General features: G+C 67.4%; 15 protein-coding genes. 10 read left to right on the forward strand and 5 right to left on the reverse strand.

Translation table 11 applies throughout. The annotated features are described in order from the left end of the window. The first annotated feature begins 16 nt into the window (after positions 1 to 16). The 3 genes from CQY20_RS24500 to CQY20_RS24510 all read left to right on the forward strand — a co-directional run bounded on the left by CQY20_RS24500 (position 17) and on the right by CQY20_RS24510 (position 3,051). On the forward strand, positions 17 to 1,411 hold the full coding sequence (locus CQY20_RS24500; protein WP_097942670.1) for a cystathionine beta-synthase: 1,395 nt from the start codon (positions 17 to 19) through the stop codon (positions 1,409 to 1,411). A gap of 140 nt (positions 1,412 to 1,551) precedes the next feature. Beyond that, positions 1,552 to 2,199, forward strand: coding sequence for an Rv1078 family RDD domain-containing protein (locus CQY20_RS24505; RefSeq protein WP_097942671.1), 648 nt, complete (start codon positions 1,552 to 1,554; stop codon positions 2,197 to 2,199). Positions 2,200 to 2,220: 21 nt separating this feature from the next. Beyond that, positions 2,221 to 3,051, forward strand: coding sequence for a DUF2189 domain-containing protein (locus tag CQY20_RS24510; protein ID WP_097942672.1), 831 nt, complete (start codon positions 2,221 to 2,223; stop codon positions 3,049 to 3,051). Positions 3,052 to 3,058: 7 nt separating this feature from the next. Here the strand turns inward: CQY20_RS24510 and CQY20_RS24515 are convergent, their stop codons facing one another. Further along, complete coding sequence (locus CQY20_RS24515) at positions 3,059 to 4,231, reverse strand: acyl-CoA dehydrogenase family protein (RefSeq protein ID WP_097942673.1); 1,173 nt, start codon at positions 4,229 to 4,231, stop codon at positions 3,059 to 3,061. 122 nt (positions 4,232 to 4,353) lie between these two features. Here CQY20_RS24515 and CQY20_RS24520 point away from each other — a divergent pair, with 122 nt between their 5' ends. Continuing rightward, positions 4,354 to 5,508, forward strand: coding sequence for a cystathionine gamma-synthase (locus CQY20_RS24520; protein ID WP_097942674.1), 1,155 nt, complete (start codon positions 4,354 to 4,356; stop codon positions 5,506 to 5,508). Here CQY20_RS24520 and CQY20_RS24525 read toward each other — a convergent pair. From CQY20_RS24525 to CQY20_RS24535, 3 genes are all read right to left on the reverse strand, one after another. Further along, positions 5,500 to 6,168, reverse strand: a complete 669-nt coding sequence (locus CQY20_RS24525; protein WP_097942687.1) for a GOLPH3/VPS74 family protein — start codon at positions 6,166 to 6,168, stop codon at positions 5,500 to 5,502. The genes CQY20_RS24520 and CQY20_RS24525 overlap by 9 nt on opposite strands. Before the next feature lie 38 nt (positions 6,169 to 6,206). Next, entirely contained in the window at positions 6,207 to 6,701 is a 495-nt protein-coding gene (gene greA, locus CQY20_RS24530) for a transcription elongation factor GreA (RefSeq protein ID WP_097942675.1), read from the reverse strand. Positions 6,702 to 6,942: 241 nt separating this feature from the next. Beyond that, on the reverse strand, positions 6,943 to 7,365 hold the full coding sequence (locus CQY20_RS24535; protein ID WP_097942676.1) for a DUF4307 domain-containing protein: 423 nt from the start codon (positions 7,363 to 7,365) through the stop codon (positions 6,943 to 6,945). Between the two features lie 92 nt (positions 7,366 to 7,457). On the opposite strand from CQY20_RS24535, the gene mca reads away from it, so the two are divergent. From mca to CQY20_RS24555, 4 genes are read left to right on the forward strand one after another with little or no spacing between them, the layout of a single operon-like run. Beyond that, a complete protein-coding gene (mca, locus tag CQY20_RS24540) occupies positions 7,458 to 8,333 on the forward strand; it encodes a mycothiol conjugate amidase Mca (RefSeq protein WP_097942688.1) in 876 nt (291 codons plus the stop codon). Beyond that, entirely contained in the window at positions 8,326 to 8,586 is a 261-nt protein-coding gene (locus tag CQY20_RS24545) for a hypothetical protein (RefSeq protein ID WP_097942677.1), read from the forward strand. Before mca ends, CQY20_RS24545 begins: the two co-directional genes overlap by 8 nt. Beyond that, positions 8,583 to 10,583: a thioredoxin domain-containing protein gene (locus tag CQY20_RS24550; protein WP_097942678.1), complete on the forward strand. Its 2,001-nt coding sequence runs from the start codon at positions 8,583 to 8,585 to the stop codon at positions 10,581 to 10,583. Before CQY20_RS24545 ends, CQY20_RS24550 begins: the two co-directional genes overlap by 4 nt. Positions 10,584 to 10,640: 57 nt before the next feature. Beyond that, positions 10,641 to 11,012, forward strand: coding sequence for a nuclear transport factor 2 family protein (locus CQY20_RS24555; RefSeq protein ID WP_097942679.1), 372 nt, complete (start codon positions 10,641 to 10,643; stop codon positions 11,010 to 11,012). Positions 11,013 to 11,054: 42 nt separating this feature from the next. Here the strand turns inward: CQY20_RS24555 and trhA are convergent, their stop codons facing one another. Further along, positions 11,055 to 11,798 carry a PAQR family membrane homeostasis protein TrhA gene (trhA, locus tag CQY20_RS24560; protein ID WP_097942680.1) on the reverse strand — a complete coding sequence of 248 codons (744 nt, stop codon included), beginning with the start codon at positions 11,796 to 11,798 and terminating at the stop codon, positions 11,055 to 11,057. Between the two features lie 57 nt (positions 11,799 to 11,855). Here trhA and CQY20_RS24565 point away from each other — a divergent pair, with 57 nt between their 5' ends. Together CQY20_RS24565 and CQY20_RS24570 are read left to right on the forward strand one after the other, a co-directional pair. Beyond that, positions 11,856 to 12,644 carry a (2Z,6E)-farnesyl diphosphate synthase gene (locus tag CQY20_RS24565; RefSeq protein ID WP_097942681.1) on the forward strand — a complete coding sequence of 263 codons (789 nt, stop codon included), beginning with the start codon at positions 11,856 to 11,858 and terminating at the stop codon, positions 12,642 to 12,644. Between the two features lie 33 nt (positions 12,645 to 12,677). Beyond that, on the forward strand, positions 12,678 to 14,033 hold the full coding sequence (locus tag CQY20_RS24570; protein ID WP_097942682.1) for a hypothetical protein: 1,356 nt from the start codon (positions 12,678 to 12,680) through the stop codon (positions 14,031 to 14,033). The last annotated feature ends 222 nt before the right edge of the window (positions 14,034 to 14,255 follow it).

Consider the following 14,255-nt stretch of genomic DNA (forward strand, 5'->3'; position numbering starts at 1 on the left):
CTGAGACGATGGACGTATGCGCATCGCCCGGCACGTCAGTGAGCTCATCGGTAACACCCCACTGGTTCAGCTGAACTCGGTTGTGCCCGAGGGCGCGGGCAAGGTCGTCGCCAAGGTCGAGTACCTCAATCCGGGCGGCAGTTCCAAGGACCGCATCGCGGTCAAGATGATCGACGCGGCCGAGGCCAGCGGCGAGCTCAAACCCGGCGGAACCATCGTCGAACCGACATCGGGCAACACCGGTGTCGGGCTGGCGCTGGTGGCCCAGCAGCGCGGCTACAAATGCATCTTCGTGTGCCCGGACAAGGTCAGCGAGGACAAGCAGAATGTGTTGCGCGCCTACGGCGCTGAGGTTGTGGTGTGCCCGACGGCGGTCCCGCCGGACCACCCGGACAGCTATTACAGCGTGTCCAACCGTCTGGTCGAAGAGATCGAGGGCGCGTGGAAGCCCGACCAGTACTCCAACCCGATGGGCCCGGCCAGTCACTACGAGACGACCGGACCGGAGATCTGGAACGACACCGACGGCACCGTCACCCATTTCGTCGCGGGCGTGGGCACCGGCGGCACCATCACCGGTGCGGGCCGGTATCTGAAAGAGGTATCGGGCGGGCGGGTGCGCGTCATCGGCGCCGACCCGGAAGGCTCGGTGTATTCCGGCGGCACCGGCCGGCCGTATCTCGTCGAGGGCGTCGGGGAAGACTTCTGGCCTGCCGCCTACGACCCCAGCGTGCCCGACGAGATCATCGCGGTCTCCGACGCCGACTCGTTCGACATGACACGGCGGCTTGCCCGCGAAGAGGCCCTGCTGGTCGGCGGATCGTGCGGCATGGCGGTCGTCGCCGCGATCGAGGTTGCACAGAAGGCAGGCCCTGACTCGCTTGTCGTCGTGCTGCTGCCCGACGGCGGACGCGGTTACATGTCAAAGGTTTTCAACGACGCGTGGATGTCGTCGTATGGCTTCTTGCGCAACAGGCTCGACGGCACGGTCGACCAGGCCACCGTCGGCGATGTGTTGCGGGGCAAGTCGGGCGCGCTGCCCGATCTGGTGCACACCCATCCGCAGGAGACCGTGCGCGACGCGATCGGCATCCTGCGCGAGTACGGCGTCTCGCAGATGCCGGTGGTCGGCGCCGAACCGCCGGTGATGGCCGGCGAAGTGGCCGGAAGCGTGTCCGAACGTGAACTTCTCTCCGCGGTGTTCGAGGGCCGGGCCAAGCTGGCCGACGCGGTGTCGCAGCACATGTCGCCGCCGCTGCCGCTGATCGGCGCGGGCGAACTGGTCAGCCATGCGGCCAAGGCATTGCGCGATTGCGACGCGCTCATGGTCGTCGAGGAAGGCAAACCCGTCGGCGTGCTGACTCGCCACGACCTCCTCGGCTTTCTCTCCGAGGGCAACTCCCGCCGGTAACGTCGCGGCCAACGCGGGTTCACACTCGATTCCGGTCGGATAACACCCCGGGCATGGTTCTTGCCAAAATCCCTGTTGACAGCAACCTCTCGGGTACATTAGGGCACGCCTCGTCCCAGCAAAGGAACTGGAGAGCGTCGATGACCGATCCCCCCGGCAATTACCCACCGCCGCCCGGTAATTACCCGCCTCCTCCTCCGCCGCCGCAAGGGGGCTATCCACCGCCGCCACCGCCACATGGTGGGGGCTTTCCTGGACAGCAAGGCGGGCCGGGATACGGGGCGGCAGCGGTGGGCGCATTGCCGAAAGAGGCTTATACGCCGTGGGGTACACGGGTATTGGCCTACATCATCGACTACATCCCGTACGCAATCATCATGGGCATCGGCTGGCTGCTGTTGATCGGCACCCGTGAGACAGCCTGTGTCACTGATACTTCCGAATACCAGCTCGGTGAATTCTGCGCGACGGGCGCGTCGACAGTCGGTCAGCTTTCCATCTTCTTGGCCGCCTTGATCGGGCTGGCGTATGTGGTCTGGAACATGGGTTACCGCCAGGGCACCACCGGCTCGAGCATCGGCAAGTCCATCATGAAGTTCAAGATTGTCAGCGAAAAAACCGGCCAGCCAATCGGTTTCGGTATGTCGGTGGTACGCGAGCTGATCTATCTTGTGTTCGCGGGTCTGTGCGGGATCATCTGGCTCATTGCCGTGCTGTTTCCGCTGTGGGACGACAGGCGGCAGACACTCGTGGACAAGATCATCTCGACAGTCGCTGTGCCCCTTTAACTCCCACTTACGGAAGGTCTAATGACGAATCCACCTCCTCCTCCGCACGGCGGTGGCTATCCGCCGCCACCTCCGCCAGGGGCGCCCGGATTCCACCAGGGCTACCCACCCGCGCCGGGCGGGCCGCCCGGATTCGGTGGCGCACAGGCCTACAGCGTCGGCGATGCGTTCTCGTGGGCGTGGAACAAGTTCAGCAAGAACGCCGGGCCGCTGATCATCGCAACGCTCGTCTACGGGCTGATCGTCATCGCGCTGCAGCTCATCATCAACTTCCTGCAGTCCGCGGTCAGTCCCGGGGTGACCAGCTACACCTCCGACGACAGTGGATTCTCGTACTCGTGGAGCACCAGTTCCATGGGGCTGGCAGGAATCCTCGTCGCTATAGTCGGATGGTTCGTCTCGCTGATCGTCGGTGCGGCAATCCAATCCGGCTACATCGGCGGTGTGCTCGACATCGCCAACGGCCAGCAGGTGTCGGTCGGATCGTTCTTCCGGCCGCGCAGCATCGGCCAGGTCGTCATCGCCGGGTTGATCGTCGGCATCATCACGACGATCGGGTTGTTCCTGTGCGTGATCCCCGGCCTGATCGCCAGCATCATGCTGTTGTTCACCGTGGTCGCCCTGCTGGATCGCAACCTGTCACCGGTGGACGCGGTGAAGGCCAGCTTCGACCTCAGCAAGAACAACTTCGGCAACGTGTTCTTGACCTGGCTGGTCATGCTCGTGACCGCAGCGGTCGGCGCCCTGGTCTGCCTTGTCGGTCTGTTGGTCGCCATTCCCGTCGTGGCGCTGATCGAGGTCTACGCGTGGCGGCGGCTCACCGGAGCGCAGGTAGCACCGCTCACCCCGTAGACGCAGTTCATCGGAAGGCGCTGACACCCGTCAGCGCCTCACCGATGACGAGTTGGTGTACCTCGGACGTGCCCTCGTAGGTGAGCACCGACTCGAGGTTGTTCGCGTGCCGGATGACCGGGTACTCCAGCGTTATCCCGTTGGCGCCGAGCAGGGTTCGGCACTCCCTGGCGATCTTGAGCGCCTCGCGGACGTTGTTCAGCTTGCCGACGCTGATCTGCTCGGGCCGGATGCGGCCCTCGTCCTTCAGCCGGCCGAGATGCAGCGCCAACAGCTGCGCCTTGCTCAGTTCGACGGCCATGTCGGCGATCTTGGTCTGCGTGATCTGGTAGCCCGCAAGCGGTTTGTCGAACACCTCCCGGCTGCCGACGTAGTCCAGCGTCGTCTGCAGGCAGTCCCGCGCGGCCCCGACGGCGCCGAACACGATTCCGAACCTGGCCTCCGACAGGCACGCCAGCGGACCCGAAAGACCGCGCGCCTGCGGCAATTGCGCGTCCGCGGGCAGCCGCACGTCGTCGAGATGCAGCTCGGAGGTCACCGACGCCCGCAGCGACAGCTTGCGGGTCATCTCCCTGGCGCTGAAGCCCGGCGTGTCCGTCGGCACCACGAAACCGAGGACACCCTCCTCGGCGCGAGCCCACACGATCGCGACGTCGGCGACCGAACCGTTGGTGATCCACATCTTCGAGCCGTTGAGAATCCAGTCGGAGCCGTCGCGGCGGGCCGTGGTGCGCATGCCGCCGGGATTGGACCCGAAGTCGGGCTCGGTCAGCCCGAAGCAGCCGATCACGTCGCCGGTGGCCATCGCGGGCAACCACTGCTCGCGCTGCTCCTCGCTGCCGTGCCGGTAGATGGCGAACATCGCCAGCGAGCCCTGCACCGACACCAGGCTGCGCAGCCCGCTGTCGACGGCCTCGAGCTCCTGGCACACCACCCCGTACGCTGTCGCCGTCGAGCCGCCGCAGCCGTAGCCCTGCAGGTGCATCCCGAGCACGCCGAGCTTGCCCAAATCGGCGGCCAGCTCACGGACCGGCACCTCTCCCGCCTCGAACCACTCCGCGACGTGCGGCCGCAGCCGCTGCTCGCCGAACCGGCGAACGGTCTGGCGCAACTCCTTGTCTTCGGGGGTCAGCAGCGAGTCGAGGTCGAGCAGGTCATCGATGCGGGCGGTTGTACTCATGGTCCATTCCTACACCTTGCGCAAGCGGCCGCAGCCAAAAGCACCAGCCCTATCCGACCGATTTGAGCCGGGAACAGCGGCTGGGCGATAGCCCCGCACCGGGCGTCGTTACCCTGGGCGGGATGAGTGAGAACAGCAGGTGGCAGGGCCTGGCCACGAAGGCCATCCACGCCGGGTACCGGCCCGACCCGCAGACCGGCGCCGTCAACGCCCCGATCTACGCCAGCTCGACGTTCGCCCAGGACGGCGTCGGCGGACTGCGCGGCGGATTCGAATACGCCCGCACCGGCAACCCGACCCGCGCGCATTTGGAAGCGTCGCTGGCCGCGGTGGAGGAAGCGCAGTTCGGACGCGCGTTCAGCTCGGGGATGGCCGCCACCGACTGTGCCCTGCGGGCGGTGCTGCGGCCCGGAGATCACGTTGTGATCCCCGACGACGCATACGGCGGTACGTTCCGGCTGATCGACAAGGTGTTCACGCACTGGGGCATCAGCCATACGGCGGTCGCGCTGTCCGACCTCGACGCGGTGCGCGCGGCCATCACACCGCAAACAAAGATGATCGTGGTCGAGACGCCCACCAATCCGCTGCTGTCGATCGCCGACATCAACGCCATTGCCCAGATCGCCGGCGGTTCGAACGTAAAGGTATTGGTGGACAACACCTTTGCTTCTCCCGCGCTGCAGCAGCCGCTGCTGCTGGGCGCCGACATCGTGCTGCACTCGACGACGAAATACATCGGCGGGCATTCCGACGTCGTCGGCGGCGTGCTACTGACCAATGACGCCGAACTCGACGAGAAGTTCGCGTTCCTGCAGAACGGCGCCGGTGCGGTGCCGGGCCCGTTCGACGCCTATCTGACGATGCGCGGGCTCAAGACGCTCGTGCTGCGCATGCAGCGACACAGCGAGAACGCCACGAAGGTCGCCGAATTCCTTGCCGATCATCCGGCCATCGAAACGGTGCTCTACCCGGGCCTGCCGACCCATCCGGGCCACGACGTCGCCGCCAAGCAGATGAGCGCATTCGGCGGCATGGTGTCGGTGCGGCTCCGCGGCGGTGCGCAGGCTGCACGCGAATTCTGCTCGCGTACCGAGGTTTTCATTCTCGCGGAGTCGTTGGGCGGCGTGGAGTCGCTGATCGAGCATCCCGGTGCGATGACCCATGCGTCGACCGCGGGTTCGCAGCTCGAGGTGCCCGACGACCTGGTCCGGCTGTCGGTGGGCATCGAAGATCCCGCCGACCTGCTCGCCGATCTGGAGCAGGCGCTACGTTAACGCGGCCCGCATCGCCGACGCGGTGACAGCGAGGTTCATCTCCGGCAGCACCGGCTTTTCGTATTCGTCTATCCAACTGCCGCTGGCGATTTCGGCCGCCCGCATGTGCACCCACCGCCAGCCGCGATCGTTGAGGCTCAACAACGCGCCGAGGCCGTCGACCGCGTGCAGCAGCGACACGATCGCGGCCGTCGGCGGTGTCGGTGGATGCCGGTCGAACAACGCGGCCAGCAGAGCCGCCCTCGCCTGCGTCACCCTGTCGCGGTTCACCACCGGCCAGGCGTACGGCTGATGGTGAAACCGCCTGCCCTCCACCCGGATACGCCGGATCTGGCCAGTGCGCTCCAGGTGTTCGGCGATGACGTCCTGAATGCCGCGGCGCAGCTTGGACACCGCGGCGGACGGGGTGAGCGGCCGGCGCGCCAGCAGCTCGAAGGCCGGATCCATGACTGGATCCAGCGGCAACGGACCCGCCAACGCCACCAGCCGACCGGGTGCGACGGCTTCGCCGTTCATCGTCGGTCGTACGCGGCACAGCAGCGCCAGATCCAGCAGCACCGCCGCCGACAGCACGCGCTCACGCCGCGACTTGTCGAGTCCAGGCTGTGCGGACGCGTTGTCCAACAGCAGTAAAAAGAGATCCTCGGCGATCTGCGCCACGGACGGCACTTTAACGCGACGGCATCAGCCGGGTCGCGTCAGGCGTGGTAAGGCTCAGCCTTGACGAGCGTCACCTTCACGGTGTTGCCGTTGGGCACGGTGTAGGTGCGGGTCTCGCCTTCCTTGGCGTCGATGAGGGCGCTGCCCAGCGGCGACGCCGGCGAGTAGACCTCGAGCTTGCCGTCGCTGACGCCCTCCTGGCGGGTGGCGATCAGGAACGTCTCCGTGTCGGACTCGTCGTCGTTGTAGTACACCGTGACGACCGAGCCGGGCAGCGCCACACCGGACTGCTTGGGCGCCTCGCCGACCTTGGCGTTGTTCAGCAGCTCCTGCAGCTGACGGATACGGGCTTCCTGCTGGCCTTGCTCCTCGCGCGCGGCGTGGTAGCCGCCATTCTCCCGCAGGTCGCCTTCCTCGCGGCGGTCGTTGATCTCCGCAGCGATGATCGGCCGGTTGGCGATCAGCTGGTCGAGCTCCGCCTTCAGCCGGTCGTGTGCCTCCTGGGTCAGCCAGGTGACCTGGGTGTCGGTCATGGTTTCGCGCTCCTGTCTTGGTCTTCGCGCTTTTCGCGTGGAAGTTCGTGTGTCGTCTGCTGGGAGCTCCTGCTGTATTGCCACATCGACCAGCGCTCAATCAGCGCGCAAAAGCAGCAATACACGGCCCCAGCAGGAACCGTGTACCGGGCCATGTTACCACCGCGACGTCACCCGGTTTCCACGTATTTGTTCCTGCGTCGCGGACCCGATACCGGTATAGCACCAGGCTGACGTCGTGTCAGGGCGCGACCAGATAGGGCGGCACGTCCGTCCCGCACCCGTAGACGTCGCCCGCAACCGGCGGTTTCGTCGACTTCACCGTGGTCGTGACGTTGACCGTGGCCTGCGACGACGGCGGCACCAGCAGCTCGCGGCGGCCCGTCTCGGCGCCGTCGGCTGAGCGGGCCCGCGCGATGCACACCACCGGCCGCGACGGGTCGGCCCTGGTCACCTTCATCGTCACCGTGAGGGTTTCGTCGTCGACCACTTCGAATGCACCGAGTTCGCCCTTGACGTCGCCGGTGCCCAACCGCTGCCAGCCCACGATCGCGATGACCACCCCCGCCACCAGGGCAAACGCGGTCACGCCAGCGACCCAGAAACGGCGGGAACGGCGCGACGCGCGTTGCCGTCCGTACCGGGATTCGGGACGATCTATCAAAGGTTCGGTGCCCCGTCGGTTGGATACATCTACTAGGACTGGAACTATAGGGCTACCGAAACGGTTGAACTCTGTCGACGATGAGGAACCACTTGAAGCAACTCCGGTTGATGGCGGTGCATGCCCACCCGGACGACGAGTCCAGCAAGGGCGCCGCCACCATGGCCCGCTACGCCGCCGAGGGCGCGCGGGTGATGGTCGTGACGCTGACCGGCGGGGAGCGCGGCGACATTCTCAACCCCGCGATGGACCTGCCCGAGGTGCACGGCCGGATCGCCGAGATCCGCCGCGACGAGATGCGCAAGGCCGCCGAGATTCTCGGCGTCGAGCATCACTGGCTCGGATTCGTCGACTCCGGGCTCCCGCAGGGCGACCCGCCGCCGCCGCTGCCCGAGGGGTGCTTGGCGCTCGAGCCGCTGGAGAAACCGGTCGAGGCGCTGGTCCGGGTGATCCGCGAGTTCAAGCCGCACGTGATGACCACCTACGACGAGAACGGCGGCTACCCGCACCCCGACCACATCCGCTGCCATCAGGTGTCGGTCGCAGCGTATGAAGCCGCAGGCGACTACCGGCTCTATCCCGACGCCGGCGAGCCGTGGCAGGTACTGAAGCTGTACTACAACCACGGATTCCTGCGGAAGCGCATGCAACTGCTGCAGGAGGAGTTCGCCAAGCACGGGCAGACCGGTCCGTTCGAGAAGTGGCTTGCGCATTGGGATCCCGAGGTCGACGTCTTCGCCGACCGGGTGACGACGCGCGTCGAGTGCTCCGAATACTTCCCCCAACGCGACGACGCGCTGCGCGCGCACGCCACCCAGATCGACCCCAACGGCGACTTTTTCGCCGCACCCATCGAGTGGCAGCAAAGGCTCTGGCCCACAGAGGAATTCGAGCTGGCCCGTTCGCGGGTGCCGGTCAGCCTGCCGGAAAACGATCTGTTCGCAGGCATCGAGCCCGACGATGACTGACACGATCCTGCTCGTCGCCGGTCTGCTCGCCGAGGAGGCCCCCCGCGACACCGGCCCCGACTTCGGCAAGGCGGCGCCGTTCGGGCTGTTGATCGTCGTGCTTCTGCTGATCGGCACCTTCCTGTTGGTCCGGTCGATGAATCGCCATCTCAAGCGGTTGCCGCAGTCGTTCGAAGGCGACGAGGACACGGGCGACTCAGACGTCGAGGACCGCGCCGCAGGCAAGGACCCCGAGCGCAAGGCAGAAGAATGAGCCCCGCGGGCAACAGGCTCGTCGACGCCACCAGCCCGTATCTGCGCCAGCACGCCGACAATCCGGTGCACTGGCAGGAATGGACACCCGAGGCGCTGGCCGAGGCCGCGCAGCGCGACGTGCCGATCCTGTTGTCGATCGGGTATGCGGCCTGTCACTGGTGTCATGTGATGGCGCACGAGTCGTTCGAGGACGACGAGGTCGCCGCCGCGATGAACGACAACTTCGTCTGCATCAAGGTCGACCGCGAAGAGCGTCCGGACCTCGACGCGGTCTACATGAACGCGACCGTGGCGCTGACCGGGCACGGCGGCTGGCCGATGACGTGCTTCCTCACTCCCGACGGCCGGCCGTTTTTCTGCGGCACGTACTACCCGAAGCCGAACTTCCTGCAACTGCTTGCAGCCGTCGCCGAGACATGGCGGACCCGGCGCGACGAGGTGGAGAGGGCCTCCGACCACATCATCGGCGAGCTACGGTCGATGGCCTCCGGCCTGCCCGGCGGCGGGCCCGAGGTGCAACCGGCGCTGTGCGATCAGGCCGTCGCGGCGGTGCTGGCCGACGAGGACACCGCCAAGGGCGGATTCGGGGGAGCGCCGAAGTTTCCGCCGTCGGCCCTGCTTGAGGCGCTGCTGCGCACTCACGAACGCTCCGGCGACCCGGCTCCGCTGGCCGCCGTCGAACGCACCTGCACGGCGATGGCCCGCGGCGGCATCTACGACCAGCTTGCCGGCGGCTTCGCCCGCTACAGTGTCGACGACTCCTGGGTCGTGCCGCACTTCGAGAAGATGCTCTACGACAACGCGCTGCTGCTGCGGGCCTACGCCCACTGGGCGCGGCGGACCGGAAACCCGTTGGCCCGCAAGGTCACCAACGAGACGGCGCGCTTCATGATCGACGAACTCGGCGCCGACGGGATGTTCATCTCGTCATTGGACGCCGACGCCGCCGGTGTGGAAGGCCTGACCTACGTCTGGACACCCGCGCAGCTGATCGAGGTGCTCGGTGACAGCGACGGCCGCTGGGCGGCAACCGTTTTCGGGGTCACCAAGGCAGGTACCTTCGAGCACGGCAGCTCGGTGCTGCAGCTGCCCGCCGACCCCGACGATGCCGACCGGTTCGACCGTGTCCGCACCACGCTGCTCGCGGCTCGGCTGACCCGGCCGCAGCCCGGCCGCGACGAGAAGGTCGTCACGGCGTGGAACGGGTGGGCGATCACCGCGCTGGCCGAAGCCAGCGTGGCGCTGCAGCGACCCGAATTCCTCGATGCCGCAACGCGATGCGCGCGGGCACTGCTCGACCTGCACCTCGTCGACGGCCGACTGCGTCGCGCCAGCCTCGGCGGGCGCGTCGGCGACAGCGCGGCCATTCTCGAGGACTACGCCGCGCTGGCAACCGGCCTGCTCACCCTCTACCAGCTCACCGGCGACAAGCACTGGCTGGATGCCGCGGTCGGGCTGATCGACACGGCGCTGGACCACTTCGCCGACCCGCAACGGCCCGGCCGGTGGTTCGACACCGCCGACGACGCCGAGCAACTGCTACTGCGGCCCGCCGACCCGCTGGACGGCGCCACACCGTCGGGCGCGTCGTCGATAGCCGAAGCCCTGCTCACCGCAGCGCATTTGGCGCCTGCGCCGCGCGCCGACACCTACGCGACGGCTGCCGCCGAGGCGTTGTCGGCGGCGACGCCGGTGCTGGCCCGGCTGCCGCGGTCAGGTGGGCACTGGCTGGCCGTCGCGGAGGCCGCCGTCCGAGGGCCAATCCAAATCGCAGTCGCCACAACGGATTCGGACTCGCCGCTGCTTGCCGCTGCGCGCGAGTTGGCGCCGGGCGGCGCGATCGTCGTCGGCGGCCCGGTGAACTCGTCGGAGCTGTTGGCCGACCGCGACCGGGTCGAGGGCGCCGACGCCGCCTATGTGTGCCGCGGCCGGGTGTGCGACCTGCCCGTCGCCACGACCGCGGACCTCGCGGCGGCCCTCGCGGCGGCGGTGTAACTTACGCTTCCCCTACCTGCGGTGGGGGGCCACGCGTCCGCGTGTAGCCTTCGGCGCATGTCGACGCCTGAGGACAACGCCAAGACCGTTCACCGCTATCTCGAGTTCGCCGCCGCAGGAAACGTCGACGGAATCGTCGACCTGTACGCCGAAGACGCCACCGTCGAGGACCCCGTCGGCGGCGAGGTGCACATCGGCCGTGAGGCCATCCGCGGCTTCTACAGCAAGGTGCCGACGGGCAACAACTCAACGGAGGTCTTCACGCTGCGGGCTCTCGGCAACGAGGTGGCGTGGTACTGGGCGCTGACGCTCGACCTCGGCGACAACCGGTTGCGCATCGACATCATCAGCACGATGACGTTCAACGACGCCGGCAAGATCGCCGCGATGAAGGCCTATTGGACCCCCGAAAACGTGACTTCGGCGTGATGTGTGTCGCTGAGCGAAACTTTCCCGCCGGAGGCGTGAGGGCTAGCTGAAGACGGCGAACCACATCGCGATGTAGTGCAGCGTGGCCGCCACCGCCGTGCACGCGTGGAAGAACTCGTGGTGGCCGAACGTGTCGGGCCACGGGTTGGGCCACTTGAGGCCGTAGAGCACGCCCCCGATGCTGTAGAGCGCGCCGCCGACGATCAGCAACACCAGCGCCGTCACGCCCGCACCGTCGAGGATCGGCCCGACGAACCACGCGGCCACCCAGCCCAACAGCAGATACAGCGGTACGCCGACCCAGCGCGGCGCCGACGGCCAGAACATCTTCAGCAGAACGCCCGCCAGTGCGCCGCCCCAGACGATCCAGAACAGCACCATGCCCTGCTGCGACGGCAACGCCAGCAGGGCGAACGGCGTGTAGCTGCCCGCGATGAACACGAAGATCATCGAGTGGTCGGCGCGCTTCATCCACTTGCGCAGCGTCTCCGACTTCCAATTGATCCGGTGGTAGGCGCCGCTGACGGCGAACATGGCCACGATCGTCGTCGTGTAGATCAGCGTCGCGATCCCGGCCCTCGCGCCGACCAACGCCCACGACACCGACACCAGTGTCGCGCCCGCGATGAGCGCGACCACCGCCGCATAGACGTGGATCCATCCGCGCGCCCGCGGCTTGTTGAACGCATGGGCGACCCGGTCGACGACTGCCTCGGGGAAGTCCTCGGCGCCGTCACCGGAACGGTTTGTGCGATCTGGCTCTTCGGTATCGACTGAGGCGGTCATGTCACCCCCAATTTGCCCACTCGGTGATTCTCGAGCGCCACAGTAGTCTGGATATTCGTGGAGATCATTCCCGCTCGTCTCAAAGAGCCCATGTATCGGCTCTACGAGATGCGGCTGAAGCAGGGTCTCGCGGCATCGAAATCCGAACTGCCACGGCATATCGCGGTGCTCTGCGACGGCAACCGCCGGTGGGCGCGTGACGCCGGTCACGACGACGTCAGCTACGGCTACCGGGTCGGCGCGGCCAAGATCGCCGAGATGCTGCGCTGGTGCCAGGACTCCGGCATCGAGATGGCGACCGTCTACCTGCTCTCGACCGAGAACCTGCAGCGGGATCCCGATGAGCTCTCGGCGCTGATCGAGATCATCACCGACGTCGTCGAGGAGATCTGCACACCGGCGAACAAGTGGAGCGTGCGCACCGTCGGGGACCTGGAACTGCTCGGCGAGGAGCCGGCGCGCCGGCTGCGCGACGCCGTCGAGTCGACCAACGGCCACGGCGGCTTTCACGTCAACGTCGCCGTCGGCTACGGCGGGCGCCAGGAGATCGTCGACGCGGTGCGCTGGCTGCTGAGCAAGGAACTGGCCAACGGCGCGACGGGGGAGCAGCTGATCGAAGCCGTCACCGCCGAGGCCATTTCGGAGAACCTCTACACCTCGGGCCAGCCCGATCCCGATCTGGTCATCCGCACGTCGGGCGAGCAGCGGTTGTCGGGCTTTCTGCTGTGGCAGAGCGCCTACTCGGAGATGTGGTTCACCGAGGCCTACTGGCCGGAGTTCCGCCGCGTCGATTTCCTGCGGGCGCTGCGCGATTACAGCGCGCGGCACCGCCGCTACGGCCGCTGAGGGCCGGGCCACACCTTCTGCCACACTTGAGGAATGGCTGCGCTGTCGGCGCTCGTCTTCTCGCTCAGCTGGTGGTTGGGCCTGTACCTGCTGGCGCGTGACCCGCGCAAACCGATCCTCGTGCTGGCCGCGATCGGCCTGACCAGCTTCGCGTGCGTGGTGGCGCTCGACGCCGTGCGGATCGTCACCGGGTCGGAGCTGCTCGGCGTCATCGAGATCTATCTCGTGGCCGTGCCTGGCATCGCATGGTTCGCGGTCCTCCTCGAGCTGTCGCGGCCGTCGGACACCTGGCGCAGCCGCGCGGGCGAGCTGGCCCTGATCGCCGCGGTGGCCGTCGGCGCGTTCGGCGGCGCGACGCTGGCAGGCAATGTGGACGGCCCGTTGCGCCTCGGGCATTGGGTGATGTTCGCCGTCATCTCACTGGCCTCGTTGGGCGCCATGCTGTGGGCCGTGTTCGGGCCGTGGCAGCCGCGGCCGGTGGTCGGCTACGTCGTCGTCGCGACGTTGTTCTTTGCGCTCGGCAACGCCATCATCATCATTCCGCTCGGCTTGCTGCCGAGCTGGCTCGCGTTGGCGTCGACGGGGTTTGACGTCGCGTTGCTCGGTGTGGCCGTCGCGATGTGGGACGCCTTCGACGAGGGCCAGGCGTTGCGCGGCGACATGCTGCGCTCCTTCGTCGCGACCGGTGTCGTGGTGGTGTTGTTCGGCGGGCAGGCGCTGATCGGCATGGCGTTGACCGGCCAGCAGACGGCGTTGACGGTGATGTTGTTCACCAGCGTGGCGATCGCGATCGCGATCAACGTGCTGGCCGACCCGCTGGCGGGGCTGCTCGACCGGCTGGCGTTCTCGCGCTCGCCGGCGCTGCGGGCCGACCGCGCCGCGCTGCGCCGCACCGAGTCCGCGCTGCCGCTGCGGCGGACCAACCCGCTCGACGAGGTCGACGACGAGACCTTCGTCCGGCTCACCCGCCGCGCGCTTGGCCACTACGGCGACCTGTCCAAGCTCGTCGCCAGCCCGTTGACCGCGCTGCCGATCATCGACGAACGCCTCGCCGCGCGCGGCGCGCCGGATCAGCCGCTGGAGCGGGCAAACGAACTCAGGGCGCTGCTGGCCGAACGCATCGCCCGGCTCAAGCCGCGCGACGACGCCGAGTTCGGTACCACCGAGCAGTGGCGGCATTACAACGCGTTGTACTTCCCGTACGTCGTCGGGGTGCGCGCCTACGCGCAGAACGCGACGGCGGCCGGGCTCGACCCGGTGGCCCGGCAGGCGTGGCAGTGGTTCGTCACCGAGGTGCCGCAGCGGTCGCTGCACAACTGGCAGAACGCCGCGGCCCGGGTGATCGCCGCCGATCTGCGCGGCAGCCCGATCGCCGCACAAAATCGTTGACACCCCATCTGACTCAGGTTTGATTGGTCAGCTTCTCCTCGGGCTTCGCCCGCATCGTCGCTGACTCAGGTTTGATTGGTCAGCTTCTCCTCGGGCTTCGCCCGCATCGTCGCTGACTCAGGTTTGATTGGTCAGCTTCTCCTCGGGCTTCGCCCGCATCGTCGCTGACTGGGGTTTGATTGGTCAGCTTCTCCTCGGGCTTCGCCCGCATCGTCGCTGACT

The organism is Mycolicibacterium agri (assembly GCF_002553505.1).
In the GTDB taxonomy this organism is placed as follows: domain Bacteria; phylum Actinomycetota; class Actinomycetes; order Mycobacteriales; family Mycobacteriaceae; genus Mycobacterium; species Mycobacterium agri.